The sequence below is a fragment of the Mycolicibacter acidiphilus genome (assembly GCF_018455725.1).
GTDB lineage: Bacteria > Actinomycetota > Actinomycetes > Mycobacteriales > Mycobacteriaceae > Mycobacterium > Mycobacterium acidiphilum.
This window is the reverse complement of the sequence record NZ_JAHCLR010000027.1, coordinates 56,413-78,615: the sequence shown is the minus strand read 5'-3', so window position 1 is coordinate 78,615 and position 22,203 is coordinate 56,413. Positions and strand designations below refer to the sequence as shown.

General features: G+C 69.9%; 22 protein-coding genes and 1 tRNA gene. 10 read left to right on the top strand and 13 right to left on the bottom strand.

Annotation, left to right across the window (positions count from 1 at the left end):
- The first annotated feature begins 122 nt into the window (after positions 1-122).
- Positions 123-1,259, top strand: a complete 1,137-nt coding sequence (gene nicT, locus KIH27_RS13765; protein ID WP_214093516.1) for a Nickel transporter NicT — start codon at positions 123-125, stop codon at positions 1,257-1,259.
- Positions 1,260-1,277: 18 nt separating this feature from the next.
- On the opposite strand, the gene KIH27_RS13760 is transcribed toward nicT, so the two are convergent.
- The 7 genes from KIH27_RS13760 to KIH27_RS13730 form a co-directional block, all read right to left on the bottom strand.
- Entirely contained in the window at positions 1,278-1,715 is a 438-nt protein-coding gene (locus KIH27_RS13760) for an MTB12 C-terminal domain-containing protein (protein ID WP_214093515.1), read from the bottom strand.
- 227 nt (positions 1,716-1,942) lie between these two features.
- Positions 1,943-2,203 carry a hypothetical protein gene (locus tag KIH27_RS13755; RefSeq protein WP_214093528.1) on the bottom strand — a complete coding sequence of 87 codons (261 nt, stop codon included), beginning with the start codon at positions 2,201-2,203 and terminating at the stop codon, positions 1,943-1,945.
- A 424-nt stretch (positions 2,204-2,627) separates the two neighbouring features.
- A tRNA-Ala gene (locus KIH27_RS13750) sits at positions 2,628-2,700 on the bottom strand.
- A gap of 49 nt (positions 2,701-2,749) precedes the next feature.
- Positions 2,750-3,751: a divisome protein SepX/GlpR gene (sepX, locus tag KIH27_RS13745; RefSeq protein WP_214093514.1), complete on the bottom strand. Its 1,002-nt coding sequence runs from the start codon at positions 3,749-3,751 to the stop codon at positions 2,750-2,752.
- A gap of 135 nt (positions 3,752-3,886) precedes the next feature.
- The gene (locus tag KIH27_RS13740; RefSeq protein WP_214093513.1) at positions 3,887-4,549 is read right to left on the bottom strand and encodes a GNAT family N-acetyltransferase; all 663 of its coding nucleotides are present in this window, start codon (positions 4,547-4,549) and stop codon (positions 3,887-3,889) included.
- Positions 4,550-4,561: 12 nt separating this feature from the next.
- Entirely contained in the window at positions 4,562-5,830 is a 1,269-nt protein-coding gene (glp, locus tag KIH27_RS13735; RefSeq protein ID WP_214093512.1) for a molybdotransferase-like divisome protein Glp, read from the bottom strand.
- Between the two features lie 41 nt (positions 5,831-5,871).
- Positions 5,872-6,783 (bottom strand): UTP--glucose-1-phosphate uridylyltransferase, encoded by a 912-nt coding sequence (locus KIH27_RS13730; RefSeq protein ID WP_214093527.1) that lies wholly within the window; start codon positions 6,781-6,783, stop codon positions 5,872-5,874.
- Positions 6,784-6,869: 86 nt separating this feature from the next.
- Here KIH27_RS13730 and KIH27_RS13725 point away from each other — a divergent pair, with 86 nt between their 5' ends.
- The 3 genes from KIH27_RS13725 to KIH27_RS13715 all read left to right on the top strand — a co-directional run bounded on the left by KIH27_RS13725 (position 6,870) and on the right by KIH27_RS13715 (position 8,608).
- Entirely contained in the window at positions 6,870-7,508 is a 639-nt protein-coding gene (locus KIH27_RS13725) for a 5-formyltetrahydrofolate cyclo-ligase (protein WP_214093511.1), read from the top strand.
- A 45-nt stretch (positions 7,509-7,553) separates the two neighbouring features.
- Positions 7,554-7,886 (top strand): FmdB family zinc ribbon protein, encoded by a 333-nt coding sequence (locus tag KIH27_RS13720; protein WP_214093510.1) that lies wholly within the window; start codon positions 7,554-7,556, stop codon positions 7,884-7,886.
- A 65-nt stretch (positions 7,887-7,951) separates the two neighbouring features.
- Positions 7,952-8,608: an SAF domain-containing protein gene (locus KIH27_RS13715; RefSeq protein ID WP_214093509.1), complete on the top strand. Its 657-nt coding sequence runs from the start codon at positions 7,952-7,954 to the stop codon at positions 8,606-8,608.
- A gap of 6 nt (positions 8,609-8,614) precedes the next feature.
- Here the strand turns inward: KIH27_RS13715 and KIH27_RS13710 are convergent, their stop codons facing one another.
- The 6 genes from KIH27_RS13710 to rpmF form a co-directional block, all read right to left on the bottom strand.
- Entirely contained in the window at positions 8,615-9,052 is a 438-nt protein-coding gene (locus KIH27_RS13710; protein WP_214093508.1) for a large conductance mechanosensitive channel protein MscL, read from the bottom strand.
- A 231-nt stretch (positions 9,053-9,283) separates the two neighbouring features.
- Complete coding sequence (locus tag KIH27_RS13705) at positions 9,284-9,778, bottom strand: MogA/MoaB family molybdenum cofactor biosynthesis protein (protein WP_214093507.1); 495 nt, start codon at positions 9,776-9,778, stop codon at positions 9,284-9,286.
- 47 nt (positions 9,779-9,825) lie between these two features.
- Complete coding sequence (locus tag KIH27_RS13700) at positions 9,826-11,160, bottom strand: S1C family serine protease (protein ID WP_214093506.1); 1,335 nt, start codon at positions 11,158-11,160, stop codon at positions 9,826-9,828.
- Positions 11,161-11,218: 58 nt separating this feature from the next.
- On the bottom strand, positions 11,219-12,688 hold the full coding sequence (locus tag KIH27_RS13695; protein ID WP_214093505.1) for a HAMP domain-containing sensor histidine kinase: 1,470 nt from the start codon (positions 12,686-12,688) through the stop codon (positions 11,219-11,221).
- A complete protein-coding gene (locus KIH27_RS13690) occupies positions 12,688-13,380 on the bottom strand; it encodes a response regulator transcription factor (protein WP_214093504.1) in 693 nt (230 codons plus the stop codon). The genes KIH27_RS13695 and KIH27_RS13690 overlap by 1 nt, the downstream gene beginning before the upstream one ends.
- A 64-nt stretch (positions 13,381-13,444) precedes the next feature.
- Entirely contained in the window at positions 13,445-13,618 is a 174-nt protein-coding gene (gene rpmF / locus KIH27_RS13685) for a 50S ribosomal protein L32 (protein ID WP_214093503.1), read from the bottom strand.
- A gap of 178 nt (positions 13,619-13,796) precedes the next feature.
- On the opposite strand from rpmF, the gene KIH27_RS13680 reads away from it, so the two are divergent.
- From KIH27_RS13680 to KIH27_RS13655, 6 genes are read left to right on the top strand one after another with little or no spacing between them, the layout of a single operon-like run.
- The gene (locus tag KIH27_RS13680) at positions 13,797-15,497 is read left to right on the top strand and encodes an acyclic terpene utilization AtuA family protein (RefSeq protein WP_214093502.1); all 1,701 of its coding nucleotides are present in this window, start codon (positions 13,797-13,799) and stop codon (positions 15,495-15,497) included.
- Entirely contained in the window at positions 15,494-16,642 is a 1,149-nt protein-coding gene (locus tag KIH27_RS13675; RefSeq protein WP_214093501.1) for an acyl-CoA dehydrogenase family protein, read from the top strand. The genes KIH27_RS13680 and KIH27_RS13675 overlap by 4 nt, the downstream gene beginning before the upstream one ends.
- The gene (locus KIH27_RS13670; RefSeq protein ID WP_214093500.1) at positions 16,639-18,234 is read left to right on the top strand and encodes an acyl-CoA carboxylase subunit beta; all 1,596 of its coding nucleotides are present in this window, start codon (positions 16,639-16,641) and stop codon (positions 18,232-18,234) included. Before KIH27_RS13675 ends, KIH27_RS13670 begins: the two co-directional genes overlap by 4 nt.
- 8 nt (positions 18,235-18,242) lie before the next feature.
- Positions 18,243-20,231 carry an acetyl/propionyl/methylcrotonyl-CoA carboxylase subunit alpha gene (locus KIH27_RS13665; protein WP_214093499.1) on the top strand — a complete coding sequence of 663 codons (1,989 nt, stop codon included), beginning with the start codon at positions 18,243-18,245 and terminating at the stop codon, positions 20,229-20,231.
- The gene (locus KIH27_RS13660; protein ID WP_214093498.1) at positions 20,228-21,394 is read left to right on the top strand and encodes an acyl-CoA dehydrogenase family protein; all 1,167 of its coding nucleotides are present in this window, start codon (positions 20,228-20,230) and stop codon (positions 21,392-21,394) included. Before KIH27_RS13665 ends, KIH27_RS13660 begins: the two co-directional genes overlap by 4 nt.
- Positions 21,394-22,170 carry an enoyl-CoA hydratase family protein gene (locus tag KIH27_RS13655; RefSeq protein WP_214093497.1) on the top strand — a complete coding sequence of 259 codons (777 nt, stop codon included), beginning with the start codon at positions 21,394-21,396 and terminating at the stop codon, positions 22,168-22,170. Before KIH27_RS13660 ends, KIH27_RS13655 begins: the two co-directional genes overlap by 1 nt.
- Positions 22,171-22,203 lie beyond the last annotated feature (33 nt).

Below are 22,203 nucleotides of genomic sequence, written 5' to 3'. Positions count from 1 at the left end.
GTGCCGTCGTCCGCCTTGGGCGACGGCACCGGCCGCTCACACCGGAGTTACTGTCAGCAGCAGGGGAATCCGGCCCAGGCCGCCCCTCGACGCATAAGCACCCAGAGAGAGGATGCCGCTGCATGGAAGTCACCGTCTCCGACCCGGCACCCGATCCAGTCCGTGGCGGCATCCGCGGCCTGACTGCCGTCTTCGACCGCCGCGACCGTATCGACATCGCCGTGCTGCTGGGTGTGATCGCGGTCATGCACCTCGTCGGATTCGGCACCCTCGTGCTGGTGATAGCGCCTCGCGACTACCACGCCGGCACCGAGGCGTTCGGCATCGGACTCGGGGTCACCGCCTATCTGTTCGGTCTGCGGCATGGATTCGATGCCGACCACATCGCGGCGATCGACAACACCACCCGAAAACTGTTGAGCGACGGCCAGAAACCCAAGTCGGTCGGCTTCTGGTTCGCGATGGGCCATTCCAGCCTGGTGCTGCTGATGGCCGTGCTGGTGATCGCGGGTTCCCACTCGGTGGGCACGCTCAGCGATGATGCCTCACCGACCCGCCGAATACTCGGGCTGGCCGGGATCGTGGCGTCGGGACTGTTCCTGTATCTGATCGCGATCATGAACATCATCGCGATGGTGGGGATATTCCACGCGTTCCGGCGCATGCGCGCCGGCTCCTACGCTGACGAAGACCTCGAATCGGCACTGGGCGACCGCGGTCTGCTGGCCCGCATCCTTCGCCCGATCATGCACCGAATCACCCGGCCCTGGCAGATGTTTCCGGTCGGCGCCCTGTTCGGGATCGGCTTCGACACCGCAACCGAGATCACCATCCTGGCGCTGGCCGGCAGCGGCGCCGCCACGGGCATGCCGTGGTACGCGGTGCTGGTGCTGCCACTGCTGTTCGCCGCCGGCATGGCCCTGGCCGACACCGCCGACGGGCTGCTGATGACCGCCGCCTACGACTGGGCGTTCCTGAATCCGGCACGCAAGATCTACTACAACTTCGCCGTCACCGGCCTGTCGGTCGCCGTCGCCATGCTGATCGGCACGATCGAACTGGTGACGGTGCTGCACGACGATCTGCACTGGACCGACCCGGTCAGCACCTGGATCAGCGGGATCAGCCTGAACAACGCCGGCCTGGCGATCGTGGTGCTGTTCGCCGTCACCTGGCTGTGCGCCGTCAGCTACTGGAAACTGGGCAAGCTCGAACAGCGCTGGACTACGAACTCCCAGCCGGTGCCCTCCACCGAGTAGCCGGCTGGCTGAACAGCTTCAGATCCCGGCGAATCCTCGATTGCGGTCGCGGGCCGCATGCCAGATCGCGTACATCAACGGTGTCAGGGTGTCGTCGGTGACCTTCCACTGACCGCCTTGCCGATTCAGAACTATCGGAGTCGGCGGAAGCTCCCACAGGTTCGCGGCGGCCACCGTCGCCCCGGCGTAGTCGATGGGCGCGGGCTGAATGTCGGTGACCACGAAATCCAGGGGCAGTCGGTTCCAGAAGATCAACCGCCGCTGGGCGGCGGCTATCTGAGTCTCATCCTCCGGCGACAGGCTGGGCGTGATCACAGCCGACTTGTCCGCTGAGTCCACGTTCGGGTCGAGAACACGATTCAATATGTCCCCCACCTGATCCGGGGTAGGCACGGCGCCGGGATCGGCAACCGCGGTCGAGGCCATGCCCAGCAGCAGTGCACCGACCGCAGCCACCAGTGCAACCCAACGCCGAAGACGAGGGCACATGGGAAACCACGCTACGCCGCCACCCCGAACGCCCCCCGAGAAACATGAAACCCCCAGATGCGCTGCAGTCGATCGCCGCTATGCGGAAGCACCTGAAACGACTTCTCGTGAACTGCGGAAACAACGACACGCGTTGACTGTGTCAACAACAGCTCACCGTGTCGGCACGCGAACACGGACGACACGATCACAGATCAGCGGGCAGAGATGTAGCGCTGTCGCGCCGCCTCGCCGCTCGTTCCGACCACCCTGCCGATCTTGGCCCAGGAAGTTCCTTCACGGCGTGCGGCGGCAACGGCGGCAGCCACCCGCGCTTCAGCCTTCGCGCGATCTCGGGCGGCGGCGACCAGTTCGTACTCAGCCGGACTGACCTGCTCCCCATCGAAGTCATCGGACTCGAAACGGTCGGCCAGTTCGTCGGCGTGGGCGAGAATCTCTTCAACAGTGCGGGGCATGGCGATCACCTCAGAAACTTCTTGCGCGCGGGCATCGAGTGCAGGATTACGACTTCACCCTCGGCGGACCGGATGAATCCGATCTCCAGGAGAGTTCCATCGCGTGCCGGGCCGATAGCCATGGCCATGTCGTCGTTGCCGACAACGAGATACATGGTGTTCCGGTGGGCATGCAGGGTGTCTTCGACGTCGATTCCATGTCGGTGTGCGGTGCGAGCGACGATTGGTCACCCTGCATGAACCAGCAAGTTACCTTGCTACCCCTTGTGCCGCAAGTGATCTTGCGGTACGTATCGCCAAGTCCACCAACACGATCTCAGTAACCGCGCCATGGAAATGCCCCCGCAGACGGGTCAGCCAGTGAACGGTTGACGCAACCCTCGACCAAGTCGGGAAAACACTTCGCATACCTGCACAAACCCTGTGGAGCTAAGGGGAATCGAACCCCTGACCTTCTCGATGCGAACGAGACGCGCTACCAACTGCGCTATAGCCCCTGACCGCTAGGAGATTACCAGTCGACCACCCGGCGACAGAAACCGGAGGCTACTGGCCGGCCGCGCGCGGCAGATCGCCCCGCCAGCCGTATCCCCGGCCCGCGGACGTGTACTCCAGGTGCTCGAACACCGGGTCCTCGTCGTCGATCTCCAGCACCGCGACACCGGGCCGGCGCAGCCGCGACGGCACGACCTCGAACGCGTTGTCGCGGACGTCTTCCCGGGCTGCCCGCGGGCGCTCCGTGCGGCGCATCCGCCGCGCCCGCACCTGCTGCTCGATCCGGGTCTGCCTGCGCAGGTAGGCCAGGTAGAGCACCGTCACCCCGGCCGTCGCGGCGCACAGCCACCAGGCGCTCGGCACCGCGGTGAACGCCGAGGCGGCCGAGCCCACCAGGACCGCGGCCAGGCCCAGCAGCACTCGCTTGCGGAACTCGAACTTGCGGGCGCTGACGGCCGCGGCCGTGGCGCTGGTCCGACGCTGCCGGGCGGCCGGCGGCGCGGCAGACGGTGCGGCGACCGGTTCCGCCTCGGCCTCCAGCCCGGAGGTGTCGTCGACGTACTCGTATTCGTGGTCGGCGGCGGCTTCAGCCTCATCGGCGGCGTCGAGATCCACTTCGACCTCAACCGAAGCCTCGGCCGGGGGCTCGACCTCGACCTCGATCTCCGCCTCGATCTCGGTTTCGGTCTCGGCGACCGGTTCCGCCGCAGGGGTCTCCTCGACGACGTCGACGTCGAGGTAGTCCAGTTCGGTCTGGCCCTCCGCGGACGCGACGAACACCATCGGCTTCGCCGGCTCGTCGAGGTCGTCCTCGGCCGAGTCGTCGGCGTCACGCACCGAGTGCTTCCAGTCGGGGTCGCTGCGATGGCCGGTCGCCGGTCCGGTGCGCCGGAGCAGGCGCGCACTGGCGCCACTGGTCAGCACTCGGGTGGCCAGGGCGACGTCGCTGGTGCGGCGCACCGCGTCGCGCTTGCTGACCAGCATCGGCACCAGGACGAACAGCCAGAGCACGACGAGCGAGAGCCAGAGCAATGATTGCGGGATGCTGGGCATGGTGACCTGCTCCTTTCCCAGCCAAGGCTAGGTCTGTGACGCACCCGACTCCGAGCGACGCGCCGAGCCAATTACATTCTTGTAATTTACCCGTCGGCCTCGACAGTCACAACTGCAACACCCGTAACATTCGGTTCAAACCCAGGTCGCTCGGCCGGCCTGGACCAGCGCCGACGTCACCGAACCGTGCAGCTCCTCGACCGTCATCGCCACCAGTAGGTGGTCCCGCCAGGCGCCGTCGACGTCGAGATAGCGCTTCAGCAGCCCCTCCTGCCGGAAGCCGACCTTGTCCAGCACCGCGCGGCTGGGCGCGTTCTCCGGGCGCACCGTCGCCTCCACCCGGTGCAGCCGGACCGGGCCGAAGCAGTGGTCGAGGCCGAGCGCCAGCGCCCCGGTGGCCACTCCCCCGCCCGTCACCGCACTGGACACCCAGTAGCCGATCCAGGCCGACCGCAGCGCGCCGTGCGCGATGTTGCCCACGGTCAGCTGCCCGCAGAACTTCCCGTCCAGTTCGATGACGAACGGCAGCATCCGCCCGTAACGGGCCTCGGTGCGCAGGCTGGAGCAGACCGGGGGCCAGGCGGCCGCGGCATGCCGGGTCACCCAGTCCACGGCGACGCTGGGCTCCCACGGCTCCAGGTGCGCCCGGTCCGCCAGCCGGATGTGGCTCCACTGCACGCCGTCGCGCATCCGCACCGGCCGCAGCCGGATCACCCCGGCGCTGACCCGCAGCGGGCCGAGCACAGCAGGCCAGCCGGGGTGTTGAACGCCCTTGAACGGCCACAGATTGACCAGCATGTGGCGTCGGATTCAGCCGCGCTGCGCCAGGAAGGCGACGTTCACGATCTCACCGGTGTCGATCTGCTCGACCCCCTCCGGCACCACCACCAGACAGTTCGCCTCGGCCAGTGAGGTCAACAGGTGCGACGAGCCGCCCGGCGCCCCGTCCAGCACCTGCACCAGGTATTCGTCGGTAGCCTCGTCGCGCATCAGCTGACCGCGCAGATAACCCTTGCGGCCCGGGCTGGAGCTGATCGGGCCCAGCGTCCGCGCCGACACAATCCGGCGCATCGGCTCGCGTTTGCCCAGTGACAGCCGGATCAGCGGCCGGACCATCACCTCGAACACCACCAGCGCGCTCACCGGGTTGGTGGGCAGCAGGAAGGTCGGAACCCCGTCCGGACCGAGCTGCCCGAAACCCTGCACCGAACCGGGGTGCATCGCGATCCGGGCCACCTCCAGGTCGCCGAGGTCGGCCAGTGCCGCCCGCACCTCGTCGGCTGCGGCCCCGCCGACACCGCCGGCGATCACCACCACCTCGGCCCGGTTGAGCTGCCCCTCGACCACCTCGCGCAGCTTCTTCGGGTCACCGCTGACGATGCCGACCCGGTTCACCTCGGCGCCCGCGTCCCGGCCGGCCGCCGCCAGCGCGTAGGAGTCCACGTCGTAGACCTGGCCGTTGCCGGGGGTGCGGGAGACGTCGACCAGTTCGCCGCCGACCGCCAGCACCGACAGCCGGGGCCGCGGATGCACCAGCACCCGCTCCCGCCCGACCGCGGCCAGCAGACCCACCTGGGCGGCGCCGACGACGGTGCCGGCGCGCACCGCGACGTCGCCGGGTTGCACGTCGTCGCCGACCCGCCGCACGTAGGCGCCCGGGCGCACCGCGCGCAGCACGCGCACGCGGGTCTGGCCGCCGTCGGTCCAGCGCAGTGGCAGCACCGCATCGGCCAGGGTCGGCATCGGCGCGCCGGTCTGGATGCGGGTGGCCAGTTTCGGTTGCAGTCGGGTCGGAGTGCGCGCCCCGGCCTCGATCGTGCCGAGCACCGGCAGCGTCACCGCCGCCTCCACCCCCTCGCGAACGTCGGGGTCCTCACCGATCGCGCCGGCGCCGAGCACGTCCACGCTGCGCACCGCGTAGCCGTCGATCGCAGCCTGATCGAAGCCGGGCATCGGCCGCTCGGCGACGACCTCCTCCGCGCACATCAAGCCCTGCGCCTCGGCGATCGCCACCCGAACCGGCCGCGGCGCCACCGCCGCAGCCGCAACCCGGGCCTGCTGCTCCTCAACCGAACGCACGATGCGCCTTTCTCCGGGGACTTCGGGCCTGTGGGCCGACGTTAACCCTCGGCCAAGCCCAACCGCGCCACCAGCCATCGGCGCAAGTCCGGACCGTAGTCGTCGCGGTCCAACGCAAAGTCAACCGCAGCCTTGAGGTAGCCGCCCGGATTTCCCAGGTCGTGTCGCGACCCGCGGTGCACGACGACGTGCACCGGGTGCCCCTCCTCGATCAGCAGCGCGATGGCGTCGGTGAGTTGCACCTCACCGCCGGCGCCCCGGTCGATCCGGCGCAGCGCGTCGAAAACCGCACGGTCCAGGACGTACCGGCCGGCCGCGGCGAACCGCGACGGCGCATCCTCGACCTTCGGCTTCTCCACCATGCCGTTGACCCGCAGTACATCCGGGTGCTCGGCATCGGATGCTGGCTCCACGTCGAACACCCCGTACGCACTGACCTCGTCGGGTCCGACCTCGATCGCGCACAGCACCGACCCGCCGTAGCGGGCCCGCACCTTCGACATCGTCTCCAGCACCCCGGTGGGCAGCACCAGGTCGTCGGGGAGCAGCACCGCCACCGCGTCCTCGTCGGCCGACAGCACCGACTCGACGCAGCCGATCGCGTGTCCCAGCCCCAGCGGTTCGGCCTGCACCACCGACTCGACCTTGATCAACTCCGGCGCGCGACGCACTTTGGCCAGCATCGCCTTCTTGCCGCGCGCCTCCAGCGTGCCCTCCAGCACCAGATCCTCGACGAAGTGCGCGACGACACCGTCCTTGCCCTCCGAGGTGATGATCACCAGCCGTTCGGCGCCGGCTTCGGCGGCCTCGGCGGCGACCAGTTCGATCCCCGGGGTGTCGACAACCGGCAATAGCTCTTTGGGCACGGTTTTCGTCGCCGGCAGGAAGCGGGTGCCCAGACCGGCCGCAGGCACTATGGCAGTGCGCGGAATCGCAACCTTCGGCCTTGACAACATGGACATTGCTCACACGATAACGGCTAGCGGCTCACGTACACGCCCCTGGCGGTGGCGCGGCGGCTGCTGACAGGGTGGAGGGCGTGACCCGGCGTCCCGCGATCGAAACCAAGTCCGCACTGCGGGCCCGGCTGCTGGCGGCCCGGCGCGCGGCCGGCGACGACGTGCGCGACGCCGAGGCCCGCGCCCTGGCCAACGCACTGGAAAACGCCCTGGAACACCTGGTGTCGCCGGGCAGCACGGTCTGCGCCTATGTGCCGGTGGGCGCCGAGCCGGGCGGCCTGGACCTGCTCGACGTCCTGCTGCGCCGCGGCGCGCGGGTGCTGCTGCCGGTGGTGCGCACCGGTGACGACGGCACCCCCGAGCCGCTGGCGTGGGGCGAGTACCGGTCAGGACAACTGGTGACCGCCCGGTTCGGGCTGCTCGAACCCGCGCCGCCGCTGCTGCCGCCCGCCGCGCTGGCGGACGCGGACCTGGTGGTGGTGCCCGCCCTGGCCGTCGACCGTCGCGGCGGGCGATTGGGCCGCGGCGCCGGCTACTATGACCGCTCACTGGCACTGCGGGCGCCGCGGGCACGGCTGGTCGCCGTGGTCCGGGACGCAGAGCTGGTCGACGAGTTGCCGGTCGAGCCGCACGACGTGCCGATGACGCACGCACTGACCCCCGGCCGCGGGCTGGTTCCGCTGGAATGCCCCGGGCCAAATGGCGGTTCTAGCACTTAACACGGTAGAGTGCTAACCCGATTGGCCGATTCACGGAGGTTTTCTGTGCCCACCTACAGCTACGCGTGCACGGAGTGCGACAACCGCTTCGACGTGGTGCAGGCCTTCACCGACGACGCACTGACCACCTGCGACAAGTGCGACGGCCGCCTCCGCAAGATCTTCGGCAAGGTCGGCGTGGTGTTCAAGGGCAGCGGCTTCTACCGGACCGACAGCCGCGAGGCGGGCAAGTCGTCGTCCAACGGCAGCAGCTCCGCCAAGCCCGCCGCGTCGACTGACTCCGGCAGCACGTCGAGCGAGAAGCCGGCATCCACCGAGAAGGCGGCGCCCGCCACCGCCAAGAGCGAGCCGGCCAAGGCCGCCTCCGCGACCGCCTGACCGGTTATCCACAGCCCGGCATTCATCCGGACATTCCCGCGGCGCCGGCCGGTTAACGTGCCGGCATGGGCGACTCGCTCAACCCGACGGCGCTGACCCGGCTCATGCTGGCCCTGCGCCCGGACTGGACCCGCACGGTACGAGCCCGCCGGGTCGCGGCCAGCGCCCTGGTGGTGCTGGCCGGTGTCGCCGCGATCCGCCCCGATCCGCACGGTCACCACGTCGACGTGGCGGTCCTCACCCGTGACATGCGCCCCGGCACGGCACTGACCACCGGCGACGTCGCGCTCGAAAGCCGTTCCGCGGACACGGTTCCCGACGGCGCCACCACGGTGACGGCGGCGGTGGGCAGCACCCTGGCCGGCCCGGCGCGGCGCGGCGAAGTGCTCACCGACGTCCGGCTGCTGGGGCCGCGGCTGACCGAGGCGGCCGCCGGGCCGGACGCCCGCATCGTAGGGGTGCATCCGGCCGACGCCGCCCTGACCGACCTGGTGCATCCCGGCGACGTCGTCGACATCGTGGCGGCGGCCTCGACCGATCCGGCCGCGGACCCGCTCAGCGCGCCCCGGATCGTGGCGACCGGTGCCGTGGTGGTGCTGGTCTCCGCCCGCGGGGATCGCGGCGCCGATGACCGGGTCGTGCTGGTGGCGCTGCCGGCCACCGCGGCTGTCGCGGTGGCCGGCGCCGCCCTCGGTCAGACGGTGACGCTTACCCTGCGGTGAGCCCGGTCAGGCGGCCTGCAGGCTCGTGCAGAACTTGCACTTACGCGCGTCGACCGCGATCTCGGACTTGCACTCCTCGCAGGTCTTGGTCGGTGCGGGGTCGCCGAACACCGTCGTGCCGCGTCGCGCCTGAATGTGCTTGTACGGCAGCACGATCAGGAAGTAGACGGTGGCCATGAAGACGATGAAGTAGATGATCGCGGAGATCAGCGCGCCGTAGTCGACGAACGTCGCTTTGCATTCGTCGACGCCACTGCACGCCGAGCTCAACTGGTAGCCCAGTCCGAGCCCGCCGGTGTCCGGCTGCAGCGCGGCGACGAGCGGGTTGATGATGCTGTCGGTGAACGCCTTGACCAGGTTGGAGAAGGCCAGCGCGACAACCAGACCGATGGCGACCGTGATGACGTCGTCGCGCATCATGAAATTCTTGAATCCCTTGAGCATGCCGTGGCTCCTTCTCGGTGAGGATTCCAATGAGCGGCGCTACACCGCCCATCGGAAAGATAGCCACGTCACAGCCGCTATGGGGCCGGTCGTTATGAACCCGGTTCTCAACCGTGATGCGGCGGGACGTTGTCCCGCAGCCACTCCTCGCGCTCCGCGGCCTCGCGGGCCTCGTCCGGGTCGCGTTCGTCGGACGATTCCCGGCGGTCCTCCAGACCGGGCATCGCAGCCTCAGATCTCCAGCCGGGACAGTTCACCGATGATCGCCGCGGCCAGCGGATTCAGCGTCGCCATGCCGTCCCGCAGCGCCGCACGGGAACCGGGCAGGTTCACCACCAGCGTGCTGCCGGAGATCCCGGCCAGCCCGCGCGACAGGCCGGCGTCGGAGATCCCGGCGGACAGGCCGGAGGCCCGCAGTGCCTCGGCGATGCCGAGCACCTCCCGGTCGAGGATGTCCCGGGTGGCCTCCGGGGTGACGTCGCGCGGGGTCACACCAGTGCCGCCCACCGACACCACCAGGTCCACCCCGCCGATCACGGCCATGTTCAGCGCGTTGCGGATCTCCACCTCGTCGGCCTCCACCGCGATCACCGCGTCGACCATGAACCCGCCCTCACCCAGCAACTCGGTGACCAGTGGTCCGCTGTGGTCCTCGTCGCCGTGGGCGGTGCGGTCGTCGACGACGACGACGAGGGCGCGTCCGGCGAGTTCTGGGGGCTGTTCCATGGCTGCAACCGTATAACCGACGCCCGACCCCGCACCGACTAGTCCCGTTATTGCTGCGCCCTACCCAATTTGACCTGCATGGTCTTGGAGGCGCCGGAGGGATCCAGGAAGGTCAGGGTGACGTCGTCGCCGGGTGCCTTGGAGCGGACCGCGGCGACCAGGGCGTCGGCGCTGGCGATCGGGCGCTTGTCGAACGCGGTCACGACCGACCCCTCCGGCAGGCCGGCCTTCGACGCCGCCTCACCGGGCACCACCTCGACCACCTTGGCGCCGTGCAGGCTGCGCTCACTGGTGACCCGGACACCGAGCGAGGCGCGCGACGCCGTGTGATCCGGCGAGTTGATCAGTTCGTCGGCGATCCGTTTGGCCTGGTCGATCGGGATGGCGAAACCGAGGCCGATCGACCCGCTCTGCGCTTCGGCGGAGTCGCCGCCCATGGTGGCGATCGCCGAGTTGATCCCGACCAGGTCACCGTTCATGTCGACCAGCGCGCCACCGGAGTTGCCCGGGTTGATGGCCGCGTCGGTCTGGATGGCGTCGAGCACGGTGTTCTGGTTGCCGGCTTCGCCGCTGGTCGACACCGGCCGGTTCAGCGAGCTGACGATGCCGCTGGTCACCGTGCCCTCCAGGCCCAGCGGCGAGCCGATCGCCACCACCGGCTGGCCGACCCGCAGGTCCGCGGACCGGCCGAGGGTGATCGGCACCAGGTCGGACACGCCCTCGACGCGGACGACGGCGATGTCGCTGGCCGGGTCGGTCCCGACGACGGAGAACGAGGACGTCCGGCCGTCGGCGAACGTCACCATGGTCTTCGGCGCCGGCTTCGCCGGGTCGGCCTTGCCGGCGGCGGAGACGACATGGTTGTTGGTCAGGATCATCCCGTCGTCGGACAGGATGATGCCGGAGCCCTCCTCGGACTGCCGGCCCAGGTCGGTCTCCAGCATGACGACGCTGGGCACCACCTTCGCTGCGACCTTCTCGATCGAACCGTCGGGCAGGTTGGCGGCGGCCCGCGACGCGTGGGCGCGGGCGGTGGACGACGAGCTGCCGCCGTGCATCGACGACCCCACGGCCCCGCCGATCCCGCCCGACAGGACGGCGATCGCCACCGCCCCCAGCGCCAGCGCGCCGAGCCCCGGGCGGCCCTGCCCGGGCGGCTGCGGAACGACACCCGGAAAACCGGGGCGGAGGCCGTCATAGCCGTCGTAGCCCGGGCGGTAGGCGGGCTGCTGGGCGTACCGCCAGTCGTAGGGGTGCGGGTACGACGGCTGCGGCCCCTGGCCCGGGTAGCCCGCAGGCGGGTACTGGCCCGGCTCCTGCGCCCGAGCCTGGCCGGGCCCCTCGGGCTGCTGGGACGACGGGTATCCCGGGTAATTCGTCATCGTGCTGGTTACTCCCCTTGTGAAACTCAGGGCGGCGACGGCCGCCTCCCCACCATGCCTACGTGGACTGAGAACCGGCTGTGACCGTCTTCTGCCGCCCGGTTCCGGCGTCACCCGGGTCACCCGCGACCACCGGGCCGCCCGGCAGCACCATCCGGATCGAGGTGCCCGGCGGGTCGCCGCCGGGGACGGTCTCCTCGACGCTGATCGTCCCGCCGTGCTTGAGCACCACCTGCTTGACGATCGCCAGGCCCAGACCCGATCCGGGCATCGCCCGCGCCTGATCCGACCGGAAGAACCGTTCGAACACCAACTCCCGCTCGTGCTCCGGGATGCCGGGCCCCTCATCGGAGACCACCATCTCGACGTGCGACGGGTCGACCTGCCGCATCCGCAGCCCGACGACCCCGCCCGACGGGCTCCACTTGGCGGCGTTGTCGAGCATGTTCAGCACCGCCCGGGACAGGCCGGCGGCATCGCCGTACACGTGCCAGGGCACCACCTGGATGTCGAAGTCGATGTCGTTGCGGCGGCGCCGGACCCGTTCCATGCTGCGGTCGACGATCTCGGTGAGGTCGATCTGCTCGTATACCGCCTCGCGCTGCTCGTCGCGGGTGAGGTCGACCAGGTCGCCGACCAGCGTGGACAGCTCCTCGATCTGGCCGATCGCGTCGGCGCGCAACTCCGCCATCTCCTCTTCGGGGATGTCCGGCGCGCCGGGCGCCGCGGAAGCCATCAGCAACTCCACGTTGGTGCGCAGCGAGGTCAGTGGGGTCTTCAGTTCGTGTCCGGCGTCGGCGACCAGCCGCGCCTGTCTCTCCCGGGACTCGGCCAGCGCCCGCAGCATCGCGTTGAACGCCTCGGTGAGCCGGGCCAGTTCGTCGCTGCCGTAGACCGGGATCGGGCGCAGGTCGTCGGTGCGCGCCACGCGTTCGGCAGCCTCGGTCAGCCGGCCCACCGGTCGCAGCCCGGCGCGGGTGACCATCCCGCCGGCCACCGCCGCGACCACCACCCCGACACCGCCGACGACCAGCAGCACCCAGCGCAGCTTCATCGTGACTGCCCGGGTCGGTGCCAGGCTCTTGGAGATCAGCAGGGTGCTGCCGTTGGGCAGGTGCACGGCGAGCACCCGCTGGCCGGCCGCGGTGCGGCGGGACAGGAACAGTTCGCCGCGGATGACGGCCTTCTCCTGCTGACCGACCGGCAGCCGCTGCCCGGGCTGGTTGGCCGTGTAGATCGACCGGCCGGGGTTGACCAGCATCGCGTTGACGTCGGAGTAGGCGGTGCCCTCGATGGCCTTGCGCGGGTCGGCGGCCAGCGAACCGCTGGCGATCAGCATCTCGGTGCGGCTCTGCAGCTGATTGTCGATGTCGTTGTAGAGCGCCCGGGAGATCACCGCGTACACGGCGACCGACATCAGGACGACGACCATCGCCACCATCGACATGGCCATCAGCATCACGCGCCAGCGCAGCGACAGTGATGTGTTCGGTGCCGGGTCACCTTCCCCCCGGCGGAACAGCTGCATCAGGGAGGTGTCTCGCGAAGCACGTAACCTACCCCGCGCACGGTGTAGATCAGCCGCGGCTCCCCTTCGGCTTCAGTCTTGCGGCGCAGGTACCCGATGTAGACCTCCAGCGCGTTGCCCGAGGTCGGGAAGTCGAAGCCCCACACCTCCTCGAGGATCCGGCTGCGGGTCAGCACCCGGCGCGGGTTGGCGATCAGCATCTCCAGCAGCGCGAACTCGGTGCGGGTCAGGCTGATCTGCCGCTCGCCACGGGTGACCTCGCGGGTCACCGGGTCCAGCGTCAGGTCCTCGAAGCTCATCGCGACCGACTCGGACAGCTCCTCGGCGGTGGTGCGGCGCAGCAGAGCGCGCATCCGCGCCAGCAACTCCTCCAGCGCGAACGGCTTCGGCAGGTAGTCGTCGGCGCCCGCGTCCAGGCCGGCGACCCGCTCGGAGACCGAGTCGCGGGCGGTCAGCACCAGGATCGGCAGGTCGTCACCGGTGCTGCGCAGCTGCCGACAGACCTCCAGACCGTCCAGCCGCGGCATCATGACGTCCAGGATCATCGCGTCGGGGCGGTCACTGGTGATCGCCTCCAGCGCCTCGACGCCGTCGGTCGCCAGGGAGACCGAGTAACCGTTGAAGGACAGTGATCGGCGCAGTGACTCGCGCACAGCGCGATCGTCGTCAACAACCAGTACCCGGGTAGCCATGAGTGCTATCCAATCATCGGTGAGCGGTCTGGGACGTCAGGCGCCGGTCGTGTCGGGCTGTTTTTCAGCGACGGTCCAGGTCGACGAGGCCCAGGCGGGCGGCCTTGAGCAGGCGCCGGGGCACCTTGTGTGCGCGGCCGGCGACGGTGACGTTGACCAGGCCGGTGGCCTCGGCCTTCCACTGCGCCCGGCGGCTGCGGGTGTTCGAACGCGACATCCGGCGTTTCGGCACGGCCATGGTCGAGTCTCTCCTCAGTCAGGGGTTTTGCCGCAAGCCTGCCAGCGGCGACACTTCCTGACAGGATAGCCGGTGATCAGTGCCGGTTCCAAAATCGGGGCCGCAGCCTCCCCTCCGCTTGACGCGGTACCAACGGTATCTACTAACCTACCGGTTGGTTGAGTGATTGGGGTTACAGGTGACGGCAGCCGTTCGGATCGGCAACTGCTCAGGGTTCTACGGTGACCGCCACGCGGCGATGCGCGAGATGCTCACCGACGGCGAACTGGACTATCTCACCGGCGACTACCTGGCCGAACTCACCATGCTGATCCTGGGCCGGGACCGGATGAAGAACCCGGACCGCGGCTACGCCAAGACGTTCCTGACCCAGCTCGAGGAGTGCCTCGGGCTGGCGCACGACAAGGGTGTGCGGATCGTTGCGAACGCCGGCGGGCTCAACCCGGCGGGCCTGGCCACCGCGGTGCGGGCGCTGGCCGAGCGGCTCGGCGTGCCCACGCGGGTGGCGCACGTCGAAGGTGACGACCTGCTCCCGCGGGCGGCTGAACTCGGGCTGGGCAGCCCCCTGACGGCCAACGCCTACCTGGGCGCCTGGGGGATCGTCGACTGTCTCAACACCGGCGCCGACGTCGTGGTCACCGGCCGGGTCACCGACGCGTCGGTGATCGTCGGCCCGGCGGCCGCGCACTTCGGCTGGGGACGCACCGACTACGACCGGCTGGCCGGGGCGGTGGTCGCCGGACACGTCATCGAATGCGGCATCCAGGCCAGCGGCGGCAACTACGCCTTCTTCACCGAGATCCCGACCGAGCAGCTGATGCATCCCGGCTTCCCGCTCGCCGAGATCCACGCCGACGGGTCCTCGGTGATCACCAAGCACGCCGGCACCGGAGGCCTGGTCAGCGTCGACACCGTCACCGCGCAGCTGCTCTACGAGGTGACCGGGGCCCGGTACGCCAACCCGGACGTCACCGCCCGGATGGACAGCGCCGAGCTGACCGCCGACGGGCCCGACCGGGTGCGGATCACCGGGGTGACCGGGGAGGCGCCACCGCCGACCTACAAGGTCTCGCTGAACTCGATCGGCGGCTTCCGCAACGCGTTCACGTTCGTGCTGACCGGGCTGGACATCGAGGCCAAGGCCGCACTGATCCAGGCGCAACTGGAAGCGGCCCTGACCGTCCGGCCCGCCGAGCTGGTGTGGACGCTGGCCCGCACCGACCGCCCGGACGCCGACACCGAGGAGACGGCCAGCGCCCTGCTGCACTGCGCCGTCCGCGATCCGGACCCGGCCAAGGTCGGGCGGCCGTTCACCGCACCGGCGATCGAGCTGGCGCTGGCCAGCTACCCCGGTTTCTGCGTCACCGCCCCGCCGGCCGCGGGCCAGGTCTACGGGGTGTTCACCCCGGGCTACGTCGACGCCGCGCAGGTGCCGCACGTCGCGGTGCACGCCGACGGCACTCGCACCGATATCGCGCCGGCCGCCGACACCCTGGCGCTGGCACCGGCCGCCTCGCCGGAGCTCCCGGACCGCCTGCCGGCCGGCCCGACCCGGCGGGTCCCGCTGGGGCTGATCGCCGGCGCCCGCAGCGGCGACAAGGGCGGCTCGGCCAACATCGGGGTCTGGGTGCGCACCGACGACCAGTGGCGATGGCTGGCCCACACTCTGACCGTCGAGACGCTGCGGGCGCTTCTTCCCGAGACCGCCGACCTGCCGGTCACCCGGCATCTGCTGCCCAACCTGCGCGCGGTGAACTTCGTCGTCGAAGGCATTCTCGGCCAGGGCGTGGCGTCCCAGGCCCGGTTCGATCCACAAGCCAAGGGGCTGGGCGAATGGTTGCGCAGCCGTCACATGGAGATCCCGGAGGTACTGCTGTGAGCATCTGGACCACCCCCGAACGCGAGGATCTGCGCAAGACCGTGCGGGCCTTCGTCGAGCGGGAGATCGCCCCGAACATCGACGAGTGGGAGCGCACCGGAGATCTCCCCCGCGAACTGCACCGCAAGGCCGCCGACGCGGGCCTGCTCGGTGCGGGCTTCCCCGAGGCGGTCGGCGGTGGCGGCGGCGACCCCGCCGACGCGGTGGTGATCTGCGAGGAGATGCATCAGTCCGGTGCGCCCGGCGGGGTCTTCGCGTCGCTGTTCACCTGCGGCATCTCGGTGCCGCACATGATCGCCTCCGGCGACCGGCGGCTGATCGAGGAGTTCGTGCGCCCGACGCTGGCCGGCGAGAAGATCGGTTCGCTGGCGATCACCGAGCCCGGCGGCGGCTCCGACGTCGGGCACCTGCGCACCACCGCGGTGCGGGACGGCGACCATTACGTGGTCAACGGCGCCAAGACCTTCATCACCTCCGCGGTGCGCGCCGACTACGTGGTCACCGCGGTGCGCACCGGCGGACCGGGCGCGGCGGGGGTGTCGCTGCTGGTCGTGGAGAGCGGCACGCCGGGGTTCACGGTCAGCCGCAAACTGGACAAGATGGGCTGGCGGTCCTCGGACACCGCGGAGCTGTCCTACGTCGACGCAAGGGTGCCGGTGGCGAACCTGGTCGGCGTCGAGAACACCGGCTTCGCGCAGATCGCCGCGGCGTTCGTCTCCGAGCGGGTCGGGCTGGCCGCCCAGGCCTACGCCAGCGCCCAGCGCTGCCTGGACCTGACGCTGGCATGGTGCCGGGACCGGGAGACGTTCGGCCGGCCACTGATCTCCCGGCAGGCCGTGCAGAACACCCTCGCCGAGATGGCCCGCCGGATCGACGTGGCCCGGGTGTACACCCGTCACGTCGTCGAGCGGCAGCAGACCGGCGAGCAGAACCTGATCGCCGAGGTGTGCTTCGCCAAGAACACTGCGGTGGAAGCCGGTGAGTGGGTGGCCAATCAGGCGGTGCAGCTGTTCGGCGGGATGGGCTACATGACCGAGTCCGAGGTGGAGCGGCAGTACCGTGACATGCGGATCATCGGCATCGGCGGCGGCACCACCGAGATCCTCACGTCGCTGGCCGCCAAGGTGCTGGGGTATCAGGCATGACCGCCCTGCGCTCCACCCTCGACCCGGCCTCGTCCGCCTATCGGGAGGCGGAGGCGGCGCTGACCGAGAAGCTCACCGAACTCGACACCGAACTCGCCAAGGCGCTAGCCGGCGGCGGACCGAAATACGTTGAGCGCCACCACGCCCGCGGCAAGCTCACCGCCCGGGAACGCATCGAGGCGCTCGTCGACCCGGATTCGCCGTTCCTGGAGTTGTGCCCGCTGGCCGCGTGGGGCAGCCAGTTCCAGGTCGGGGCCAGCCTGGTCACCGGGATCGGTGTGGTCGAAGGCGTCGAAGCCATGATCGTCGCCAACGATCCCACGGTGAAGGGCGGCACCTCCAACCCGTGGACGCTGCGGAAGATCCTGCGGGCCAACCAGATAGCGTTCGAGAACCGGCTACCGGTGATCTCGCTGGTGGAGTCCGGCGGTGCCGACCTGCCCACCCAGAAAGAGGTGTTCATCCCGGGCGGGCAGATGTTCCGCGACCTGACCCGACTGTCGGCGGCCGGCATCCCGACGATCGCGCTGGTGTTCGGCAATTCGACCGCGGGCGGGGCGTACGTGCCCGGCATGTCCGATCACGTGGTGATGATCAAGGAACGCTCCAAGGTGTTCCTGGCCGGCCCGCCGCTGGTGAAGATGGCGACCGGTGAGGAGTCCGACGACGAGTCGCTGGGCGGCGCCGAGATGCACGCCCGCACTTCGGGTCTGGCCGACTACTTCGCCGCCGACGAACTCGACGCGATCCGGATCGGGCGCCGCATCGTGGCCCGGCTGAACTGGGTCAAAAAGGGCCCGACGCCTTCGCCGGTGATCGAGCCGCGGTACTCCGCGGAGGAGCTGATCGGGATCGTCCCGGCCGACCTGCGCATCCCGTTCGACCCGCGCGAGGTGATCGCCCGCATCGTCGACGGTTCCGAGTTCGACGAGTTCAAAGGCATGTACGGCTCGTCGCTGATCACCGGTTGGGCACGGCTGCACGGCTACCCGATCGGGATCCTGGCCAACGCCCGCGGCGTGCTGTTCAGCGAGGAGGCGCAGAAGGCCACTCAGTTCATCCAGCTGGCGAACCGCTCCAACACCCCACTGCTGTTCCTGCACAACACCACCGGCTACATGGTCGGCAAGGCGTACGAGGAAGGCGGGATGATCAAACACGGCTCGATGATGATCAACGCCGTCTCCAACTCGACGGTGCCGCACATCTCGCTGCTGATCGGCGCCTCCTACGGCGCCGGGCACTACGGCATGTGCGGGCGGGCCTACGACCCGCGGTTCCTGTTCGCCTGGCCGAGCGCGAAGTCCGCGGTGATGGGCGGCGCGCAGCTGGCCGGGGTCATCTCGATCGTCAGTCGGGCCGCGGCGGAAGCACGCGGTCAGGCGGTCGACGAGGCCGCCGACGCCGCGCTGCGGGCGGCGATCGAGGCGCAGATCGAAGCCGAGTCGCTACCGACGTTCCTGTCCGGGATGCTCTACGACGACGGGGTGATCGACCCGCGCGACACCCGCACCGTGCTCGGAATGTGTTTGTCCGCCATCGCCAGCGGCCCGATTGAGGGGACGTCGAACTTCGGCGTCTTCCGGATGTGAGGACGCCCATGATCAGCAGAGTTCTGGTAGCCAACCGAGGCGAGATCGCCCGGCGGGTGTTCGCGACCTGTCGCCGGCTGGGTCTGAGCACGGTCGCCGTCTACACCGACCCGGACGCCGGCGCACCGCACGTCGCCGAAGCCGACGCCCGCGTGCGACTGCCGGAGACCACCAGCTACCTGTCGGCGCCGGCGATCATCGCCGCCGCGCAGGCCGCCGGGGCCGACGCGGTGCACCCCGGTTACGGGTTCCTGTCCGAGAACGCCGATTTCGCCGCCGCGGTAACCGCTGCGGGGCTGACCTGGATCGGCCCGCCGGTGGCGGCGGTGCAGTCGATGGGCTCCAAGATCGAGTCCAAGAAGATGATGGCCGCCGCCGGGGTGCCGGTGCTCGAGGAACTCGACCCGGCCACGGTCACCACCGCCCAGTTGCCGGTGTTGGTGAAAGCCTCCGCCGGCGGCGGCGGGCGCGGGATGCGGGTGGTGACGGAGCTGTCGGCGCTGGCAAGCGAAGTCGAGGCCGCGAGCCGGGAGGCCGCCTCGGCGTTCGGGGACGCGACGGTGTTCTGTGAACGGTATCTGCCCACCGGGCATCACATCGAGGTCCAGGTGATGGCCGATCAGCACGGCACGGTGTGGGCGGTCGGCGAGCGCGAATGCTCGATTCAGCGCCGGCACCAGAAGGTCATCGAGGAGGCGCCGTCCCCGCTGGTGGAACGCACCCCCGAGATGCGGGCGAAACTGTTCGAGGCGGCCCGGCTGGCCACGTCGGCGATCGGCTACACCGGGGCGGGCACCGTGGAGTTCCTTGCCGACGATCACGGCGAGTTCTACTTCCTGGAGATGAACACCCGCCTGCAGGTGGAGCACCCGGTCACCGAGGAGACCACCGGCTGCGATCTCGTCGAACTGCAGATCGCCGTCGCTGACGGTCAACGACTGGACCCCGAACCGCCTGCCGCGCACGGTCATTCGATCGAGGTTCGGCTGTACGCGGAGGACCCGGCACGAGGCTGGCAGCCGCAAGCCGGGCCGGTGTACACCGTCGACGTCCCCGGTGTGGCGGCGCGGTTCGCGACGCTGGGCGGGCGCACCGGGATCCGGCTGGACTCCGGCATCGAGGACGGCTCGGTGGTGTCCATTCACTACGACCCGATGCTGGCCAAGGTGATCAGCTACGCCCCCACCCGGGCGCAGGCGGCGGCTGTGCTGGCCCGCGGCCTGGCGCGCACCCGACTGCACGGGCTGCGCACCAACCGGGATCTGCTGGTGAACGTGCTGCGGCACCCGGCGTTTCTGGACGGTGCCACCGACACCGCGTTCTTCGACACCCACGGCCTCGATGTCCTGTCGGCGCCACTGGCCGACGCGGCGACCGTGCGGGCCTCGGCGGTGGCGGCCGCACTGGCCGACGCGGCGCACAACCGGGCCGCCGCCACCGCACTGCGGTCACTGCCCAGCGGCTGGCGCAACCTGGCGTCGGGGCCGCAGTCGAAGGTCTACACCGGCGACGACGACACCGAGTACCGCGTCGAATACCGGTTCACCCGAACCGGATTGACGCTCGATGATGACCTGACGCTGGTCTCCGCCGCCCCGGACGCGGTGGTGCTGGCCGACGGCGCCGGGGTGGCCCGGACGTTCACCGTCGCCCGGTACGGTTCGGACGTCTACGTCGACTCCCCCGGCGGCCCGGTGCACCTGCTGGCCCAGCCACGGTTCCCGGAGCCCGATTCGGCCGTCGAGCAGGGGTCGCTGGTGGCGCCGATGCCCGGCAACGTGATCCGACTGGGCGCCGGCGTCGGCGACGAGGTCACCGCCGGTCAGCCGCTGATCTGGCTGGAGGCGATGAAGATGGAGCACACCATCGCCGCACCGGCCGACGGCGTGCTCGCCGAACTGAACGTCAAACCCGGGGATCAGGTCGAGGTCGGCGCTGTGCTGGCCCGCCTGCAAACCAACGAACCGACACCCACCGCAGAAGGAGATCCGAAGTGACCGAGACCAGCTTCATCGAGAACGACGAGCGTCGCGCCCTGCGGGAGGCGGTCGCGGCGATGGCCTCCAACTACGGCCAGGATTACTACCTGGAGAAGGCCCGCGCCGGTGAGCACACCGACGAATTGTGGAACGAGGCGGGCAAACTCGGCTTTATCGGGGTGAACCTGCCCGAGGAGTACGGCGGCGGCGGCGCCGGCATGTACGAGCTGTCACTGGTGATGGAGGAGATGGCGGCCAACGGCTGCGGGCTGCTGATGATGGTCGTCTCCCCGGCGATCAACGGCACGATCATCTCCAAGTTCGGCACCGACGAGCAGAAGCAGCGGTGGATCCCGAGCATCGCCGACGGGTCGCTGACGATGGCGTTCGCCATCACCGAACCGGACGCCGGATCGAACTCGCACAAGATCACCACCACCGCGCGCCGCGACGGCAGCGACTGGATCCTCAAGGGCCAGAAGACGTTCATCTCCGGCATCGACCAAGCGCAGGCGGTGCTGGTGGTGGGCCGCACCGAGGACGCCAAGACCGGCAACCTCAAACCCGCACTGTTCGTCGTTCCCACTGACGCCAAGGGGCTGAGCTACACCCCGATCGAGATGGAGCTGATCAGCCCGGAGCGGCAGTTCCAGGTCTTCCTCGACGACGTCCGGTTGCCCGCCGACGCACTGGTGGGCTCGGAGGACGCCGCGATCGCGCAGCTGTTCGCCGGACTGAACCCGGAGCGCATCATGGGTGCGGCCAGCGCGGTCGGCATGGGCCGCTTCGCCATCAAGAAGGCCGTCGACTACGTCAGCACCCGCCAGGTGTGGAAGACCCCGATCGGCTCGCACCAGGGTCTGTCGCATCCGTTGGCGCAGAACCACATCGAGATTCAGCTGGCCAAGCTGATGATGCAGAAGGCCGCCACCCTGTACGACGCCGGCGACGACTTCGGCGCCGCTGAGGCCGCCAACATGGCCAAGTACGCGGCCGGGGAGGCGTCGACGCGGGCGGTCGACCAGGCCGTGCAGTCGTTGGGCGGCAACGGTTTGACCAAGGAATACGGCATCGCCGCGGCGATCACCTCGTCCCGGCTGGCCCGGATCGCGCCGGTGAGCCGGGAGATGATCCTGAACTTCGTCGCGCAGACCTCGCTGGGCCTGCCCCGGTCCTACTGATGGGCACGCTGGTCGAATACGCGGTCAGCGGGCCGGTCGCGCGGCTGACGCTGAACTCCCCGCACAACCGCAACGCCCTGAGCGGCACCCTGGTCCGCGAACTGCACGCGGGGCTGCGGGACGCCGCCGCCGACACGAGCGTGCGGGTGGTGGTGCTGGGCCACACCGGCAACACGTTCTGTGCCGGGGCGGATCTGAGCGAGGCATCCGGCGGTGACCCATCCGAGCAGGCCGCCGACCGGGGGCGCGAGCTCGCGGCGCTGCTGCGCGCGATCGTCGAATGCCCGCGGCCGGTGATCGCCGCCGTCGACGGCCACGTGCGGGCCGGTGGGATGGGTCTGGTCGGCGCCTGCGACATCGCCGTCGCTGGTCCGCGCAGCACATTCGCGCTCACCGAGGCCCGGATCGGGGTGGCGCCGGCGATCATCTCGCTGACGCTGCTGCCGAAGCTGTCGGCGCGCGCCGCGGCCCGCTACTACCTGACCGGGGAGAAATTCGACGCCGCGCAGGCCGCGGCGATCGGGCTGATCACCGCGGCGGCGGACGACGTCGAGGCCGCTGTCGCCGGGCTGGTGGACGAGTTGCGGCACGGCTCCCCGCAGGGATTGGCCGCCTCCAAGGCGCTGACGACGGCGGCGGTGCTGGCCGGGTTCGACGCCGACGCCGAGCGGCTCAGCGTGGAATCGGCGCGGTTGTTCGTCTCCGACGAGGCCCGCGAGGGGATGCTGGCGTTCCTGCAGAAGCGGCCGGCGCCGTGGGTGACGGACACGATTTAGCAAACAGTTGCCGACACCGCAACGGTCCGTCGT